General features: G+C 34.5%; 16 protein-coding genes and 1 other annotated feature (1 of these 17 cut by a window edge). All 16 genes read left to right on the top strand.

All coding sequences use genetic code 11. From position 1 onward, the window contains the following. Positions 1 to 160 (top strand) — a binding site (T-box leader); it begins 29 nt to the left of the window's first position. 126 nt (positions 161 to 286) lie between these two features. After that, positions 287 to 2,926 carry an alanine--tRNA ligase gene (gene alaS / locus CLLU_RS02930; protein ID WP_106008082.1) on the top strand — a complete coding sequence of 880 codons (2,640 nt, stop codon included), beginning with the start codon at positions 287 to 289 and terminating at the stop codon, positions 2,924 to 2,926. A 61-nt stretch (positions 2,927 to 2,987) separates the two neighbouring features. Further along, entirely contained in the window at positions 2,988 to 3,239 is a 252-nt protein-coding gene (locus tag CLLU_RS02925; protein WP_106008081.1) for an IreB family regulatory phosphoprotein, read from the top strand. Positions 3,240 to 3,301: 62 nt separating this feature from the next. Beyond that, positions 3,302 to 3,715, top strand: a complete 414-nt coding sequence (gene ruvX, locus CLLU_RS02920; protein ID WP_106008080.1) for a Holliday junction resolvase RuvX — start codon at positions 3,302 to 3,304, stop codon at positions 3,713 to 3,715. 30 nt (positions 3,716 to 3,745) lie between these two features. Continuing rightward, positions 3,746 to 3,994 (top strand): DUF1292 domain-containing protein, encoded by a 249-nt coding sequence (locus CLLU_RS02915; protein ID WP_106008079.1) that lies wholly within the window; start codon positions 3,746 to 3,748, stop codon positions 3,992 to 3,994. Positions 3,995 to 4,154: 160 nt separating this feature from the next. Continuing rightward, entirely contained in the window at positions 4,155 to 4,613 is a 459-nt protein-coding gene (locus CLLU_RS02910; protein WP_106008078.1) for a Fur family transcriptional regulator, read from the top strand. A gap of 318 nt (positions 4,614 to 4,931) precedes the next feature. After that, complete coding sequence (locus CLLU_RS02905; RefSeq protein ID WP_106008077.1) at positions 4,932 to 6,599, top strand: ribonuclease J; 1,668 nt, start codon at positions 4,932 to 4,934, stop codon at positions 6,597 to 6,599. A gap of 33 nt (positions 6,600 to 6,632) precedes the next feature. Next, positions 6,633 to 7,001: a YlbF family regulator gene (locus CLLU_RS02900; RefSeq protein WP_106008076.1), complete on the top strand. Its 369-nt coding sequence runs from the start codon at positions 6,633 to 6,635 to the stop codon at positions 6,999 to 7,001. 189 nt (positions 7,002 to 7,190) lie between these two features. Continuing rightward, the gene (gene typA / locus CLLU_RS02895) at positions 7,191 to 9,014 is read left to right on the top strand and encodes a translational GTPase TypA (RefSeq protein ID WP_106008075.1); all 1,824 of its coding nucleotides are present in this window, start codon (positions 7,191 to 7,193) and stop codon (positions 9,012 to 9,014) included. A gap of 15 nt (positions 9,015 to 9,029) precedes the next feature. Further along, positions 9,030 to 10,055: an endolytic transglycosylase MltG gene (mltG, locus tag CLLU_RS02890; protein WP_106008074.1), complete on the top strand. Its 1,026-nt coding sequence runs from the start codon at positions 9,030 to 9,032 to the stop codon at positions 10,053 to 10,055. A gap of 17 nt (positions 10,056 to 10,072) precedes the next feature. After that, on the top strand, positions 10,073 to 10,723 hold the full coding sequence (locus tag CLLU_RS02885) for an O-methyltransferase (RefSeq protein ID WP_106008073.1): 651 nt from the start codon (positions 10,073 to 10,075) through the stop codon (positions 10,721 to 10,723). Between the two features lies 1 nt (position 10,724). Continuing rightward, positions 10,725 to 11,951 (top strand): peptidase U32 family protein, encoded by a 1,227-nt coding sequence (locus tag CLLU_RS02880; protein WP_106008072.1) that lies wholly within the window; start codon positions 10,725 to 10,727, stop codon positions 11,949 to 11,951. A gap of 68 nt (positions 11,952 to 12,019) precedes the next feature. Then, on the top strand, positions 12,020 to 13,684 hold the full coding sequence (locus tag CLLU_RS02875) for a penicillin-binding transpeptidase domain-containing protein (protein ID WP_106008071.1): 1,665 nt from the start codon (positions 12,020 to 12,022) through the stop codon (positions 13,682 to 13,684). Positions 13,685 to 13,756: 72 nt separating this feature from the next. After that, positions 13,757 to 14,458 carry an RNA polymerase sporulation sigma factor SigK gene (sigK, locus tag CLLU_RS02870; protein ID WP_106008070.1) on the top strand — a complete coding sequence of 234 codons (702 nt, stop codon included), beginning with the start codon at positions 13,757 to 13,759 and terminating at the stop codon, positions 14,456 to 14,458. Positions 14,459 to 14,722: 264 nt separating this feature from the next. Beyond that, complete coding sequence (locus CLLU_RS02865; protein ID WP_106008069.1) at positions 14,723 to 15,778, top strand: type IV pilus twitching motility protein PilT; 1,056 nt, start codon at positions 14,723 to 14,725, stop codon at positions 15,776 to 15,778. A gap of 153 nt (positions 15,779 to 15,931) precedes the next feature. After that, positions 15,932 to 17,206 carry a glycosyltransferase family 2 protein gene (locus CLLU_RS02860; RefSeq protein WP_106008068.1) on the top strand — a complete coding sequence of 425 codons (1,275 nt, stop codon included), beginning with the start codon at positions 15,932 to 15,934 and terminating at the stop codon, positions 17,204 to 17,206. Positions 17,207 to 17,407: 201 nt separating this feature from the next. Further along, on the top strand, positions 17,408 to 18,682 hold the full coding sequence (gene ftsA / locus CLLU_RS02855) for a cell division protein FtsA (RefSeq protein ID WP_106008067.1): 1,275 nt from the start codon (positions 17,408 to 17,410) through the stop codon (positions 18,680 to 18,682). The last annotated feature ends 6 nt before the right edge of the window (positions 18,683 to 18,688 follow it).

The raw sequence follows: 18,688 nt of genomic DNA, 5'->3' as shown, positions 1-18,688 counted from the left end.
TTTTCTTACATGTTTAAGAGAGGAAGTGGGGGGTGTAAACTTCCTGTGAGTTGTATTGAAGCTGTCTAGGAACTTATGTTATGCTGTTTAAGAGATATGGATTTTATTTCAAATATCTGTATAATTAGGGTGGTACCGCGAAGAATCTTTCGTCCCTTAGGGGAGTGGAGGATTTTTATTATTTTAAGCATGAATTTTAGATACAGGTTCGGATGCGAAAAGATTTTTTTTAAAAGGCTTTTTCATCGCGCTTATAAATTATTTAGTATGTGGAGGAGAGATACATATGAAAAAATTAGGGCTGAATGAGATTAGGGAGTTATATTTGAGTTTTTTTGAAAGCAAGGGCCATTTAAGAATGCACAGTTTTTCTCTGGTACCTAAAAATGACAAGAGTTTACTGCTTATAAATGCTGGGATGGCACCTCTCAAGCCATATTTTACAGGACTTAAAATTCCGCCTCGGAGGAGGGTAACTACCTGTCAGAAGTGTATAAGAACGGGTGATATTGAAAATGTGGGGAAAACCTCTAGACATGGAACTTTTTTTGAGATGCTTGGAAATTTTTCTTTTGGAGACTATTTTAAGAAGGAAGTAATCCCCTGGGCCTGGGAGTTTACCACTCAAATTTTAAAGCTGCCAAAAGATAAATTATATGTTACAATATATTTAGATGATGATGAGGCCTATGATATATGGGTAAAGGACACGGATATAGACAATTCAAGAATTTTCAGGCTTGGAAAAGAAGATAATTTTTGGGAACATGGTGTGGGACCCTGTGGACCTTGTTCTGAAATCCATTATGACAGGGGAGAGGGAAAGATAGATACGGTAGAGGAATTTGTAAAAGCAGGGGACAATGACAGGGTACTGGAATTGTGGAACCTGGTTTTTACACAATTTGACAGGGATGAAGAAGGAAATTATAACAGACTTCCAAAACCTAATATAGACACAGGTATGGGACTTGAGAGAATGGCAGTTATAATGCAGGACAAGGAAAATATATTTGAAGTGGATACCATAAAAGCTATACTGCAGGAAGTAAGTGATATATCCTTTACCACGTATGGTAAAGACAAAAATAAAGATATTTCCATCAGAGTTATAACAGATCATATAAGAAGTATTGTTTTCATGATAAGTGATGGAATACTGCCATCTAATGAAGGCAGAGGATATGTACTGAGAAGACTTTTGAGGAGAGCGGCAAAACACGGCAAGTCTCTTGGAATTAAAGGACCTTTTCTTTATAAGCTGTCCAGAGCTGTTATAGATAATTCCCGTGAGGGTTACCCTGAATTGGTGGAAAGGGAAGATTATATAAAAAAAGTGATAAAAATTGAAGAAGAAAGATTTGCGGTTACAATAGACAGTGGAATACAGATTTTAAATGAATTCATAACTCAGCTGAAAGAAAACAACAGCTCAGTGTTAGATGGAGATAAAGTGTTTAAATTGTATGATACCTATGGTTTTCCTCTGGAGCTGACCAAAGAGATACTGGAGGAAGAAAATATCACTGTGGATTTGGAAGGTTTCAATAAAAAGATGAAAAATCAAAGAGATATGGCAAGAGCCGCCAGAATGGAGACAAATTATATGGGTAATGAGGATACTCTGTTGAATAAAATTCCTCTGGAGGTTAATACTATATTTGAAGGTTATGACAGGTTAAAATCAAATTCCAAAGTTAAAGTTATGGTGAAGGATGAAGAGTTTGTATCCCTTTTGAGTGAAGGAGAAGAAGGAGTTATAGTAGTTGAGAATACGCCTTTTTATGCTGAAATGGGTGGTCAGGTAGGGGACAGCGGAATCCTATATAATGAAAATTTTAAAGGGGAAGTTTTGGATTGTAAAAATAATGTAGCGGGTAAAATACTTCATTTTGTAAAAATTACTTCAGGCAGTTTGAGTTTGGATGATGATGTTGTTTTAAGCGTAGATAAAAACAGAAGAAATGCAATAAAAAAGAATCATACAGCCACCCATATTTTAGACGAAGCACTGAGAAAAGTTCTGGGAGAAAATGTTCATCAAGCTGGCTCCTATGTGGATGAATACAGATTGAGATTTGACTTTAACTATTTTGAGGCTTTGAACGATGAAAACCTTGGAAAGATTGAAAATATTGTGAATGAAAATATAATGGCAGTTCATCCAGTGAAAACAGCTGTTATGTCCTTGGAAGAGGCTAAAGAAAGTGGAGCAATAGCGCTATTTGATGGCAAGTACAAGGATAAGGTCAGAGTGGTCTCGGTAGGAGATTTCAGTAAAGAGCTCTGCGGCGGGACTCATGTGGAAAATTCCGGTGAAATAGGGTTGTTTAAAATAATTTCTGAAACAGGAATAGCTGCCGGCATAAGGAGAATAGAAGCTGTTACAGGATCTGCTGCAATGGAATACCTGAGCTCAAAGGATAAAATGGTTAGGGAAATATCACGTAAATTAAAATGTTCTGAAAAAGAGATAATCCATAAACTGGATTTGCAGACCGATGAGCTAAAGGAAGCAGATAAGGAGATACAGCAGTTGAAGTTAAAATTGGCAGGCAGTGCAGAAAATGATATTTTAAATGGAGTGAAAGTGGTGGGAGGAACGAACCTTCTTACAGGGATTCTCAAGGAAGTTGATGCCAATGCACTTAGAGAATTGGGAGATAAAATCAGGAGCAGATACGAGAATTGCCTGGTGGTATTGGGAAGCAGTGTTAATGGGAAAGTTCAGCTCATAGCTATGGCAACCAAAGAAGCAGTAAAAAATGGTATTCACTGTGGAAAAATTATAAAGGAAATTGCAGCCGTTGCTGGAGGCCGTGGAGGTGGAAGACCTGATATGGCTCAAGCAGGAGGAAAGTTTCCTGAAAAGCTGGAAGAAGCTATAGGAAAATGCAGTATAATTATGGAAAAAAAAGTTAGATAGTATACATTTTATAAAATATGTTCTATAATAGATTTATTAGAATGTTAGCGGGGTGATATGAATGGGCAAGGATAATACTATTCAGTTTGACATTTCTGAAAGCAAAAAGGCATTGACAAAGGAAATATTGACTGAAGTTTATGATTCGCTAATTGAAAAGGGATATAATCCAGTAAACCAGCTGGTGGGATACTTGATTTCAGGGGATCCGACTTATATAACAAATTATAATGGAGCAAGGTCATTAGTTAGAAAGCTTGAAAGAGACGAGATACTTGAAGAAGTTTTGAAAGTATATTTAGGTATAAAATAAAAATGTCCTTTTAGGACATTTTTATTTTAAATGTGAGCATAATAATTGAGGAGAGTGCAGGTTTGAGAATACTGGGGCTGGATATAGGTGATAGGACCATAGGTGTTGCCGTAAGCGATCCGCTGGGGTTTACTGCCCAGGGAATTACTACCATAAGGAGAAAAGGCGAAAAGAGAGATATTAAAGAACTGAAAGATATTTGTGAAAAATATAATATAGAACTTATTGTGTCTGGACTTCCCAAAAATATGAATGGAACACTGGGAAGCCAGAGCGAAAAAGTAATGAAATTTTGTGAGGTAATAAAAGAGTATATAAAATTACCTGTGGAAATGTGGGATGAAAGGCTGACCACTGCAGCGGCCAATAGGGCCATGATTGAAGGAGATCTATCTAGAGCAAAAAGAAAAAAAATAGTGGATAAAATGGCAGCTACATATATTTTACAGGGATATTTGGACAGTATTTCAAAATGATTATTTTGAAATCCAGAGGGGAAAATTTTTATGGAAAATGATATTAAGAATTTGGTACTGGAAGATGAAGATGGAAAACAGGTCCAATTTGAAGTAATTACTAAATTGGATATAGAGGATAGAGAATATGTAATTGTAACTTCTGAAGATTCTAGAGAATCAGAAGAGGCTATAGTACTTAAGATAATAGAGGACGAAAAGGGAATGGAAATTTTTGCAACAGTAGAAGATGAGCATGAATTCAATCAGGTATCAGAAGTATATGAAGCTTTATTTTAACAGTTATACAGCTAATATTAAAATTAGAAGCTTTAATTAATGAAGCCTTTAATTTTAATGTTAGTTGATTTTCAATTGACAATAATTTTATACTATATTAGACTTATAGCATAGAAGTTTTTTACAATATTTTAAATTTAAGTTGAAATGGGGTATAGTTATGTCAAAGCTTTCCTCTTCAGAAATAAAGAGATTGAAAAATAGCCTAAAGGAAAAGGGGTATAAACTCACACCTCAAAGAAGGGCTATAGTTGATATTATAATAAAAAATGAGGGACAGCACCTGACCACAGAAGAAATATATGATCAGGTTAGGGATGAGTGTCCTGAAATTGGGCTGGCTACGGTCTATAGAACAGTGCAGCTGTTAGATGATATAGGAGTAATATGTAAATTAGATCTGGATGATGGGTGTAACAGGTATGAGATAATACACAAGGAAGAAAACCACCAGCATCACCATTTAATATGCACTAAATGCTCAAAAATAATTGAGGTGACGGATGATCTTTTGGAACCTCTTGAGAGAGAAATAGAAAAAAAATATGATTTTAAAATTTTAAATCACAGTTTAAAATTTTATGGAATATGCAGTGACTGTAAAAAGTCAGGCAAATAGAAAACGCAGTTTGTAATTTACGTATTTATGAAAAACTGTTTAACAAAAATATGAGTCCGGTGTATTTTTAAATTTAACATTCGTATTGTTTTATCTGAATGCTAGCATTGCTGATACTCCCAACTTTTAAAGTGTGGGATAAGTAATGCTGCACCCATGGATAAATTTTTTGAGATTCAGTTGGAAAAATGTTTCCCAGGGGACAGATCTACCTGAATTTGAATTTAAGAATAGTTTGACAATATAATCAGTTTAGCATAAATCGTGCATTGCAAATTGCAAAGTGATAAATTAATTACACAAGGAGGGAAGATTTTTTTGCGAAAAGAGAGAGATAAAGTAAAAATTATTCCATTGGGTGGACTAAGCGAGATAGGGAAAAATATTACAGTCATAGAATATAAAGACGAGATAGTAGTCATTGATTGTGGACTGAAGTTTCCGGATGAAGAGATGTTGGGGATAGATATAGTTATACCCGATACAACCTATCTTAAAAAGAATATAAACAAGGTAAAGGGAATATTCTTAACCCACGGTCACGAAGATCACATAGGAGCATTGCCCTATGTGTTGAAGGAAATAAATGTGCCCGTATATGGAACTAAATTGACGTTGGGTATTGTTGAATCAAAATTGCAGGAGCACAATCTGAATGGAGTAGTGGATTTAAGATGTGTAAAAGCAAAGGATGTAATTAAATTAAATAATATGTCCGTTGAATTTATAAGAACTAGCCACAGTATAGCTGATTCTACGGCTATTGCAGTCTACACACCGGTAGGGATCATACTTCATACCGGAGATTTCAAAGTGGATTATACACCTATTGACGGAAGCGTGATTGACTTAGCCAGATTTGCAGAGCTTGGAAAAAGAGGGGTAACTCTTATGCTGGCAGATAGTACTAATGTAGAGAGACCTGGATATACCATGTCTGAAAGGACTGTAGGACAGACCTTTCAGAAGTTTTTTGCAGTGGCAAAGAGCAGGATAATAGTTGCAACCTTTGCATCAAATATTCATAGGATTCAGCAGGTAATTACTGCTGCGGAGAAATATGACAGGAAAGTGGCTATTTCAGGTAGAAGTATGGAAAATATAATGGAAGTAGCACTGAATTTGGGATATATAAGCGTTAAGAAAAATACTCTGATAAATATAGATAACATAAATAAATACCCTGGGAACAAAATAGTTATAATAACTACCGGAAGTCAGGGAGAGCCTATGTCCGCACTTTCCAGAATGGCAGCTTCCGAACACAAGAAGGTAAATATTATTCCGGGGGATACCATAATAATCTCAGCAAATCCTATACCTGGGAATGAAAAGTTGGTTTCAAGAGTTATAAATCAGTTGTTTAAAAAAGGAGCAGAAGTAATATATGAAGCTCTGGCTGATGTGCACGTGTCCGGGCATGCCTGCCAGGAAGAATTGAAATTGATGCACACACTTGTAAAACCTAAATTTTTTATGCCTGTGCACGGCGAGTACAGACATTTGAAGCAGCATGCGGATTTGGCCATGAATCTCGGACTTAATCCCAATAATGTAGTTATTGCAGATAATGGAGATGTTATAGAAGTTTCCAGAGATTCTATAAGAAAAACTGGAACAGTAGTATCCGGTCAGGTATTTGTAGATGGACTTGGAGTTGGCGATGTGGGAAATATAGTTTTAAGGGATAGAAGACATCTTTCACAGGATGGAATACTCACAGTGGTTATTACCATTGAAAAAGAAACTGGAACTGTCATTGCAGGACCTGATATAATATCCAGAGGCTTTGTATATGTACGAGAATCAGAAGATCTGATGGAAGAAGCAAGAGAGCTTGTACGTGATGTTTTGAAAGATTGTCAGGAAAAGCATATTACTGAGTGGTCAAGTATAAAATCCAATGTAAAAGAAGTACTTAGATCATTTCTCTATGAGAAGACAAAGAGAAAACCTATGATATTGCCGATAATTATGGAAATATGATTTGAATTAGATAAATTAGGAGAGTATTTGACAATGAATATATATGATAGAACAAAAGAATTTGCAGAAGAGCTTAAGGCATGTGATGAAGTGGTTACTCTTCAAAAATTGAGTCAGAGTATAAAGGACAGCGAAGAGTATAAAAAATTGCTGAGTGATTTTAGGAAAATACAGGTGAAGGCCTATTCACAGCAAGTTCAAGATGGGAAGATTTCAGAAGAAGTTATGGAAAAGTTTAAAAGTATGGGTTCTGTAATTTCTGCAAATCCTCCTGTAAATGAGTATATACAGGCAGAGCAAAAATTTAGTGTACTGTGGCAGAATATATTGAAGATATTGAATGATGCTATAGGAATAGATTTTTCTTTTGGGGAAGACAAAAATAGAGTTAATGTGAAGTGAAAACCGTTAACTTAAATACTATAAAGTTGACTTTTTAAACCTATGATATTAAAATAAATATGGTAGCTCTAAATTGGATACAAAAAGGTATCCAATTTTTTTGAGCGATTGTCCAATTCACAATTGATGGCAAGTAAAATTGATATTTGAATATATTCCATAGGTTAAGTATAAATTGGAGGAGTAATAATGAATTTATTTACAAGAAACGATATAAGAAATGTGGCAATAATCGCCCATGTAGATCATGGTAAAACTACACTGGTGGATGCACTTCTGAGACAGAGCAATGTATTTAGAGCAAATGAAAAGGTTGAAGAAAGAGTTATGGATTCTAATGCAATTGAGAGAGAAAGAGGTATTACCATACTTTCAAAGAACACTTCTGTAACTCATAAAGGTATTAAAATAAATATTGTAGATACACCGGGCCATGCAGATTTTGGAGGAGAAGTGGAACGTGTACTTGAAATGGTAGACAGTGTTTTACTGGTAGTAGATGCTGCAGAGGGTCCAATGCCACAGACAAAATTTGTTTTAAAAAAGGCCTTGGAGTTAAAGTTGAAGCCAATAGTTGTGATAAATAAAATAGATAAACCGGATGCAAGATCATCTCAGGTTTTGGATGAGGTGTTTGATCTTTTTATAGAATTGGGAGCCAATGACGAACAGCTGGATTTCAGTGTGGTTTACTGTTCAGCAAAAGCAGGGTTTGCCAAAAAGGAGCTGGAGGATAAATCCACCAATATGGAACCTCTTTTTGACACTATAATAAAAAATGTACCTGCACCCTCTGGTTATCTGGATATGCCGCTGCAGCTTCTCATAACCACTATAGATCACAATGAATATGTAGGTAGAATAGGTGTAGGTAAAATAACCAGGGGAAGTATAAGAAAAAATGAGCCTGTAGCACTTATAAGAAAGGGAAATAAAGTAGAAAATGTGAAAGTGTCAAATCTATATGTATATAATGGATTGAAAAGGGAAGAAGTGGAAGAGGCCAAGTTAGGAGATATAGTTGCAGTTTCAGGTATTCCCGATATAAATATAGGAGAGACTATTGCCGATGCATCAAATCCAGAGGCTCTTCCTTTTGTGGATATAGATGAACCAACTCTCAGTATGAATTTTATGGTAAATGATTCTCCCTTTGCCGGACAGGAAGGAGATTTTGTAACTTCCAGACATTTGAGAGATAGGCTTATGAAAGAGCTGGAGACCAATGTAGCACTTAAAGTAGAAGAAACCGACTCAGCGGATTGTTTTAAAGTGAGTGGAAGGGGAGAACTCCATCTTTCAGTTTTAATAGAAACCATGAGAAGAGAGGGCTATGAATTTCAAGTTTCCAAGCCAACAGTTATATTTAAAGAAGAAAACGGGAAGAAATTGGAACCAATTGAATACCTTACTATAGATGTACCTGAAGAGTTCATGGGCGTGGTGATGGAAAAGCTTGGACCAAGAAAAGCTGAAATGGTAAATATGACCTCAGCGGTAAATGGGTACACCAGGTTGGAGTTTAAAATACCGGCTAGAGGACTTATTGGATTTAGAAATGAATTTATGACAGATACCAAGGGAAATGGCATAATGAACCATGTATTGGATGGATATGAACAGTACAAGGGAGATATACCAGGAAGAACAAGGGGTTCTCTGGTGGTATTTGAGCCAGGAGTCTCTGTAACTTATGGACTTTTTAATGCACAGGAAAGGGGAACACTGTTTATAGGACCGGGAGTGGAAGTTTATGAAGGGATGATAGCCGGTGAGTGTTCAAGAGCAGATGATATAGAAGTAAATGTATGTAAGAAAAAACATTTATCCAATACCAGATCATCAGGAGCTGATGATGCATTGAAATTGGTGCCTGTAACTGAAATGACTCTGGAAAAATCTCTGGAATTTATAGCTTCAGACGAGTTGGTGGAAATTACTCCTGAGAATATAAGAATGAGAAAGAAAATATTGGATACGGATTTGAGAAAAAAGGCCACGAGAAGAAAGTAGAAAGGGTTGTTAGTAGTGAAAAGAGACTTTAAAAGAAGTATTTTTTTACTCTGTAGTCTGGCTTTAATTGTATTAATTTGCGGTATCTTATATTATCGTATGCAAAATATAAGATATCCGTTTAAGTTCAATGAAAAAGAAGTAAGTTTTGATGTAAAACAAAGGGAAAAATTGGAACAAGTTATAGACAATTTAAACAGCAGTAAGCTGATAAAAAATCCATCCATGCTGAAATGGTATATAGGCAGACATTTTGAAAACAGCACTTTGAAGCCTGGAAGGTATTCTTTTTCAAAAGATATAAGTTTGAATGATTTTGTTTTTTATTTAAAAAGTGGGATAAAGGACAACAGACCTGTTAAGGTGATAATACCGGAAGGGTATGATATAGAACAGGTAGGAAGTCTATTGGAAAAAAAAGGAGTAATAAGCAGCTCGGATTTTATAAAAAGCTGCAGGGAATATAAGCTTCCGGACTTTGTAAAAAAAGATCCCAAAAGAAGATATGCACTGGAAGGATATTTATTTCCGGATACTTATAGTTTGTTGAAGGGAAGCAGCGGCAGTCATATAATTCAAGTCATGTTGACCAGATTTTCCCAGGTGATGGATGAAATTCAAAAAGATACTGGAAAGCAGATAAAATCCCAGAATGTGGATAAAATTATAACCATGGCTTCCATAGTGGAAAAGGAAGTGGAAAAACCTGAGGAAAGAGGGAAAGCAGCTTCTGTGTTTTATAACAGGTTAAATAGAAATATGAAGCTTCAGTCCTGTGCTACGGTATTGTATGCATTGGGAGTGCATAAAGACAAGGTGTATTATAAAGATCTGGAGGTAAATTCCCCCTATAATACTTATAAGGTAGATGGACTTCCTGAAGGGCCCATCTCAAACCCGGGAAAAGAGTGTATAATTGCAGCTGTAAATCCAGACAAAACAGATTATATTTATTTTGTTTCTAAAAACGATGGAACTCATTTTTTTACCAACAGCAGTGAAAAGTTTTTAGATGTCAAAAAAATCACTCAGGGAGAATAGCTTTTTTGGAGGTAAGAATGAGCGGTGTTGAACAGGAATATATAAAGGAATATATAGGATCTTTGATGCATGACGGGCATGAGGGAATACTAAAGGAAATAGAGAACTATGCTCTTGAAAATTCCATCCCTATAGTGCAGAGAGAAACAGCAGAATTTCTAGAACTTATGGTAAATATAAAAAAGCCGCCTAATATTCTTGAATTGGGAACTGCCGTCGGGTATTCTGCCATTTTGATGAGTTTGAGTTCCCATAAAAAGAATCACATAACCACTATTGAAAGAGACAGAAATATGATTGAAATTGCCAGGAAAAATATAAAAAAATATAATTTTGAGCAGTGTATAGATATCATTGAAGGAGATTGCCTGGAGGTGCTTAAAAATATTGAAGGAAAATTTGACCTCATATTCATGGATGCAGGAAAAGCACATTACAATCATTTTTTGCCTTATTGTCTAAAAGTTCTAGACGAAAGAGGTATAATAGTGGCAGATAATGTATTGTTTAGAGGAATGGTGGCCTCAGACGAACTGGTGAAGAGAAGGAAGATAACCATAGTTAAGAGAATGAGGAAATACTTAGATATGGTGTCTGATAGAAATAAATTTATAACTTCCATCATACCTATGGGTGATGGTATAGCTGTTACTATGAGGAGGAAATGAGATGAAAAAACCGGAACTGCTGGCACCGGCAGGTAATTTGGAAAAGTTGAAAACTGCCATAGATTTTGGAGCGGATGCAGTTTATCTAGGTGGAAACAGGCTCAATTTAAGAGCGTTTGCAGATAATTTTACAGATAATGAATTGACTCAAGGGATAAGATATGCTCATGTAAGGGGAAAGAAAGCTTTCATAACGGTAAACGTATTTCCACACAATGATGATCTGAAGGGACTAGAGGATTATTTAAAGAAATTGTATAAATTAGACGTGGATGGAATAATTGTGTCAGATCCAGGAATAATAATGACTGCCAGGCAGACTGTTCCTGATTTGGAACTACATTTGAGTACCCAGAGCAACAGCGTGAACTGGATGTCTGCTCTATTCTGGTATAAACAGGGAATAAGGAGAATAGTTCTTGCAAGGGAACTTTCACTTAAGGAGATAAAGGAGATAAGACAGCATTTGCCTGAGGAATGTGAAATAGAAGCTTTTGTCCATGGAGCGATGTGCATGTCATATTCTGGGAGATGTATGCTTTCAAACTATATGACGGGAAGAGATTCAAATAGAGGTCAATGTGCTCAGCCCTGCAGGTATAAATATTATCTCATGGAAGAAAAAAGGCCTGGAGAATATTTTCCGGTATTTGAAGATACAGAGGGAGATTATATATTGAATTCCAAGGATCTATGTATGATAGAATATATCCCGGAATTGGTGGGAGCAGGTATAAATTCTTTTAAAATAGAAGGAAGAATGAAGAGTGCATATTATGTAGCTACCGTAGTCAAAGCATATAGAAGAGCCATGGATGCTTATCTTGAAAACCCTGATAAATATGTGTTTAAGGAAAAATGGCTGAAGGACTTGATGAAGGCAAGCCACAGGAAATATTTTACGGGATTTTATTTTGGGGATAAGGAAAGCCAGATTTATGAAAATTCATCCTATATAAGGAATTATGATATAGTGGGTGTGGTTAGAGATTATGACAGAGATAATGGTATAGCTGTTGTGGAGCAGAGAAATAAAGTATTTGACGGTGATATAGTAGAAGTACTGAGACCAGAAGGAGACGGTTTTACTATATGTTTGGAGAATATGAAAAACGAAGAAGAGGAAAATATAGAATCTGCCCCAGTTGCCCAAATGATATTTACTGCATCAGTTGACAGAGAATTAAAAAAAGGTGATATGCTTATAAAATCTAAAAATAGTAAATAACAATATAATATTCTGTTGAATAAAATATCTCATTTTGGATAGAAATTAGTCTAGATGAGGTGTTTTTTATGTTGAAGATAAACAGAAACAGGATAAGGAAAAGACAATATGTTTTATTTTCCGTAATTATTTTAGTATTTGTATTGCTTTATTTTAAAATAATAAAACTGCAGTATTTTGGAAGCAGTGAATTAAGTGTAATGGCGGATTCTCAATACTCTTACAAAGAAAATTTGACTGATGCAAATTATATATTGTATGATTGCAGTGGAAAACAGCTTATGAATTATGATAAAAAATACTATGCAGTAATATTACCTGAAGCATTTTTAAAAGATAATAAAAATGTGGATTCAGAAAAAATGCTCACTTTAATTTATACGCTTAGAAATTATAACAGTGATTATGATCTATCTAAGTCTGAAATATTAAATAGAAGTCAGAAATTGTATTATGAAGTAGATATAAGCACTTATAATAAGTTGAAAAGTATAAAAGGCGTAAATGGATTCTATACATACGAGTACTCTCCTTTAAACAAGACAGGAATATGGAGTATAGAAAATCTGCTTCAAAACCCCAGAAAAACTGAAAACAATCAATTTAAAGATAAAAATTCTCTTGAAATGCAGATATATGAAAAGACAAAAAGCAATGATAAACCCGAAGTTATTTTTGAGAGGGATGTAAATGGAAAGATAGTAAACAAAAAGGAGAATTACCCTGAAAACAATGTAAATGTAAGATTGACTGTAGATAAAAATATACAAAGTAAAATAAAAGAAATATTGAATGAAGGAGAAAATAAGCAATTTAGCCAGATAGGTGTGGTTTTAATGGAGGCAGATACGGGAAAGATAAAGGCAATTGTACAAAAAGACGACAGTGAACCCAATGTGGATATAGGTGCTGCCACTAATCATGGATTTTTCCCCGGTTCCATATTCAAAGTTATAGTAGAAGAGGCAGGACTTGATAAAAATATCATAAATGTGGATGACAAGTTTACCAGCAAAGGACTGTATGAGGAAGAGAGTGAAACAAATGGTGGTACATTTACTCCAGGGGAAGCATTAACTGTATCCAGCAATGATGTGTTTGCTCAAATAGGAATAAAAGTGGGATTTAATAATTTTTATGATAATGCCAGAAAACAAGGGCTGTTCCAAAAAATTTTAAATTTGGACAGTGAGAAGTCAGGGATATTTGAAGTAAAAAATCCCAATTATGCGGATGGAAGTCTATCCATTGCTGCCATAGGGCAAAATATCAGAATAACCCCTATAGAAGCTATAAATATACCCAATACGGTGGTAAATGGCGGAGTGTATGTAAAACCATATATATTAGATGCCTATGTGGATGATAAAAATGCCACTATAGAAAAACTAAATACCAGCAGCAACCCTGTTATAAAAAAGTCTACGGCTGATGAAATGAAAAAACAGATGATAGATGTAGTAAAAAATGGTACGGGAAAATCTGCGTATATAGATGGCATGGAAGTAGGAGGTAAAACAGGGAGTACCCAGAGAGTGGAGCTCACAGGTAAAAGCAAGACAGCGGAAGAACACTCCGATGGATGGTTTGCAGGTTTTTTCAAGTCAAACGGTAGATACTATTCTATGGTTGTATTTGTAAAGGATATAGATAAAGACAGTGAAAGTGGCGGAAACACTGCAGCTCCGATTTTTAAAAATATAGTTTTAAATATACAGAAGTACTTAAATTAAATTTATTTATTATGCACTTTTTGAAAAAGCTGCTCATAGTATATTAATAAGCACTATTAGGAGGAGCAGCTGGTGTTTATAACAAGTTACTTATTAGATATTATTGGAAATGTAGTGTTTATGACGGCATATGTAACCAATAACAATTCATTTCCACAACCTCTAAGTGATGAAGAAGAAGCATATTATTTAAGAAAATTGAAAGAAGGGGATTTACTTGCTAAAAGTATTTTGGTGGAGAGAAATTTAAGGCTGGTAGCACATATTGTAAAAAAGTATTCCTATCCCGGCAAGGAAGTGGATGACTTAATCTCTATTGGTACTGTAGGATTGATCAAGGCAATAGACTCTTTTGATTCATCCAAGGGGACTAGGCTGGCAACATATGCAGCAAAATGTATAGAAAATGAAATACTTATGCTCATAAGAAATAATAAAAAAATCAGAAATGAAGTATATCTTCAGGATCCAATAGGAGTAGACAAGGAAGGAAATGAAATCTCCCTGATGGATGTTCTTAGCAGTGATGATGATTCTATAATTGAAATTGTAGAACAGAAAATACAGGTGAAAAAACTATATTCTAAAATAAATACGTGTTTATCTCAGAGGGAAAAGAGCGTTGTAGAAATGAGATATGGACTTTTGGAGGGGAAGCCGAGAACTCAGAGGGAGATAGCTAAAATACTTGGGATATCAAGATCCTATGTATCGAGAATTGAGAAAAAGGCTTTGAAAAAATTATATAAAGAATTAAATTGTTGGACAAAATAATTTTTAGGGTAGATGTAAAAATGAAATTTTGGATAAATTCCATTGTATGTGCCATTGTAGTTTATAAAATTTTGCAAAGTTACAAGTGGTATGTACATGGAATTTATAATATTTTTTAATTCTTTAATTTAAGGCATATTAAAGTAAATAATATATAAAAGATGACGAATATAGATAATGGAAGTTTTACACATAATGCAGCAGGAGTCAGTTATAAAATAATATTTATTCCGGGTATAAATGTTTGAGAAAGGGGTTCTTAAAATGCTAGTACTTCAGGAACTGTTAAAAGAAACTATGAAAAGGAAGGCATCGGATTTACATCTTACGGTTGGAACACCTCCTGTCATAAGAGTAAATGGTAAGCTTGAAAGATTAGGCAGGGAAAAATTGCAGCCAGATGATACTGAAAAATTTTCCAGAGAAATATTAAAAGAGAATTACGAAAAATATAATAAAGTGGGGGAGATTGATGTATCTTTTTCAGTATCAGGACTTGGGAGATTCAGAGTAAATTTATTTAAACAAAGGGGAAGTTGTGCTATTGCGGTGAGAATTATAGGTTTAAAAATACCTAGTTTGAATGAAATTCAATTTCCGCCCCAGATAAAAAAACTTTTGGACTGCAAAAGAGGATTGATTTTAGTTACAGGATCTACAGGATCCGGGAAGAGCACTACACTGGCAGCTATGATAAATGAAATCAATGCCACTAGAACTGAACATATAATAACGCTGGAGGATCCCATAGAGTATTTACATAGGCACAATAAATCCATAATAAGTCAAAGGGAGATAGGCAGAGATTCATTGAGTTATGCCAATGCACTTAAAGCAGTGTTAAGAGAAGATCCAGATGTGATTCTGGTAGGAGAGATGAGGGATCTTGAAACTATATCCATTACTCTTACTGCAGCTGAAACGGGGCATCTCGTATTTTCTACCTTACATACTATAGGCACTGCCAAAACAATAGACAGAATTGTAGACGTATTCCCGCCCTATCAGCAGCAGCAGATAAAAATACAGTTGGCAGCTGTATTAGAAGGTGTAATATGTCAGCAGCTTATACCTAAGGTGGACGGGGAAAACAGAATAGCTGCAGTTGAAATCATGATCGCAACTGCAGCTATTAAAAATATGATAAGGGAAGGGAAGACTCATCAGATAGAATCTTCAATGCAAACTGGTGCAAAATATGGAATGAAGACTATGGACATGTCATTGGCAGAGTTATATAAAAAGGGAATTATATCCTATGAGTCTGCTATGGACTATGCTGTTGACAGCAATATGCTTGCAAGAATAATCTCCTTATAGAGCTCATATGTAAAGGAATAGAATTTTAAATTCTATTCCTTTTATGGTAAATTGTTCATTACAATATATAAATTATTTTATAGGTTATTGTGAATTACTATAGTAATTAAATTTTATTTGTGCTAAAATATTTTTGAATTAGGGGGGATTAAAGTGAGCATTCTTAAAGAAATAATTCATAATGTCTCTCGTGTCTTAACCTATACAGTTTATATAATATCAATGTATTATCTGTGTGTATCCTTTTTTGGTATACTGAGGAAAAAAAATATTGAGAAGGTAAAGCCAAAAAGAAGCTTTGCACTAATTGTAGCAGCTCATAATGAAGAGGTTGTGATTGATGATATTATAGAGAGTTTAAAAGGATTGGATTACCCTAAAAAATTATATGACATTTTTGTAATTGCCGATAACTGTACAGATAACACTGCACTGAAGGCAAGAAAAAAGGGAGTCTTTGTGTATGAGAGAAAAACTATTGGAAAACGTGGTAAAGGGTATGCGCTGGAATGGATGTTTAACAAAATATTTAAAATGGAAAAAAAATATGATGATGTAGCTATATTTGATGCAGATAATCTTGTTCACAAAAACTTTTTAAAAGAGATGAATAAACAGCTTTGTAAGGGATATAAAGTTGTCCAAGGTTATTTAGACAGTAAAAATCCCGATGATACGTGGATTACAGGTAGTTATTCCATAGCATTTTGGACCAATAACAGGATGTTTCAGCTTGCTAGAAGTAATTTAGGATTATCAGCCCAATTGGGTGGGACGGGTTTTTCTATAGATACGGACATCTTGAAAAAATTAGGATGGGGTGCTACATGCCTTACAGAAGATTTAGAGTTCACCTGTAAGCTGATATTGCATGGGTATAAGGTAGGATGGGCTCATGATGCCATAATATATGATGAAAAACCACTTACTCTATTGCAGTCCTGGAATCAGAGGAAAAGATGGATGCAGGGATTTACAGATGTATCAAGCAGGTATTTTTTTAAACTTGTAAAAGAGTCAATAAGAAATTGTAATTTTTTATTGATGGATTGTGCTCTTTATAGTATTCAGCCTATAATAGCTGTTCTTATAGGAATTTCGGCTGTAAGCGGTGGAGTTCAGTACATAATGAAAACATTCAACTTAATATCTAATTTTAACACAATTGTATATTCTATTAATTTTGATCTGTTTACCATATCCATGATACTGATTTCAATACTGCAGTTTGTATATACTCCATTTATATTGATTTTGGAGAAAAAGTTAAATTTTAAAACATTTTTGTATTACATAATATATCCAGTATATGCTTTTACCTGGTTTCCCATCTCGCTTTTAGGTATTCTGGGTAAAAATAATAGGGAATGGAATCATACTATTCATAGCCGAAGTGTGAAAATAAAAAATTTGGAAAAAGCCAATTGAAAAATGAATAAATTTTGAAAAGGAAAAGATAATAAATCTTTTCCTTTTATTTTACCTTATAATAGAAGTAATAAATGAATATTATTTAACTGTGTTTGAGATTTTATTCAAATGTGATAAAATATATAAGAGGAAAATTAGACTCTTTGTTGAATATATATTTTTAATGGTTCTCTTTATGCAAAGGAGGGAAATATTTTAATGAATGAATATATAATTGGTATAGATATAGGTTCCTCTAATATTTGTGCCGCTGCTGGAAAAGTGGACAAACATGCTGAAATGCAGATAATGGGTATAACGTCTTCAAGTTGCAGCGGTGTAAAAAGAGGAATAGTTGTAGATATAGATAATACATCAGAATCTATAAAAAAATGTATAAGTTCACTGGAAAGAATGGTGGATACTAAGGTAACTGAAGCTTATATATCTTTACCCGGGGGAATAAGTGAGCTCATTTTGAATAAAGGAGTAGTTGCGGTATCATCAGAGGATCGCGAAATAAGAAAAAATGATGTGAAAAGAGTTTTAAAGGCATCTAAAATAATTACTATTCCGAACGATAAAGAAATAATAGGGGTAATACCTCAACAGTACATAATTGACGGTTATGATAAAATAAAGGATCCTGTAGGTATGAGCGGATTGAGGCTGGAAGTGGATGCACAGATAATACTTGCCCAATCAACTGTAGTAAATAATATATTTAAAAGTGTAAATAAGGCTGGGATAAGAGTACGTGGGGTGGTTTTTGGGCCCATAGCTGTATCTGGTGTAGTATTGAAAGAAGAGGAAATTCAAAGAGGTGTAGTTCTTGTAGATGCAGGTTCTGAATCTATAAATATCTACATCTATGAAGGTGGTCATTTGAGAAATATAAGTACTCTTCCTCTGGGTGGCAATATTATAACCAGTGATATTGCAGTGTGTTTAAAAATCCCTGTTTCAGAAGCAGAAAAGCTTAAAATAAAATATGCAAATATTGGAATGGATTCTCATAAGGATGATTTCAAAATAGATATAAATGCTAATTATAATAATAAAGTAAAAGTTAGCTATAATATGTTAAATGAGATTATAGAGGCCAGAGTTGAGGAAATATTTTCATTGATAGACAAGGAAATAAGGATATCTGAATATTATGATAAACTTTCTGGAGTAGTTATGGTGGGTGGTGGTATGGCTCTGATAAATGGAGTAGAGAAAATTGGCAAAAACATACTGGGGAAGCTTGTGAGAACTGGAATTCCCAAGTATATAGGGGCATCAAGCCCGTTGTATGCTACAGCAGTTGGAGTAGTAAGAGATGTTTCTGATTCCATGAAGCTTAAAAATTCTATGGATATGGATTTATCCAAGGATGATGATTTGCCTGATTATAAAAAAATAATTGAAGATGAAGATGAGAAGGAAAAAGAAGATAAAGGCAATAGATTTATATCAAAAATAAAAGATTTTTTTACGGATTTTTTTTAATAAGGG

This window comes from Clostridium luticellarii, assembly GCF_002995845.1.
In the GTDB taxonomy this organism is placed as follows: domain Bacteria; phylum Bacillota; class Clostridia; order Clostridiales; family Clostridiaceae; genus Clostridium_B; species Clostridium_B luticellarii.
Note: the sequence above shows the minus strand (reverse complement) of the source record. Positions and strands in the feature narration are given on the sequence as shown.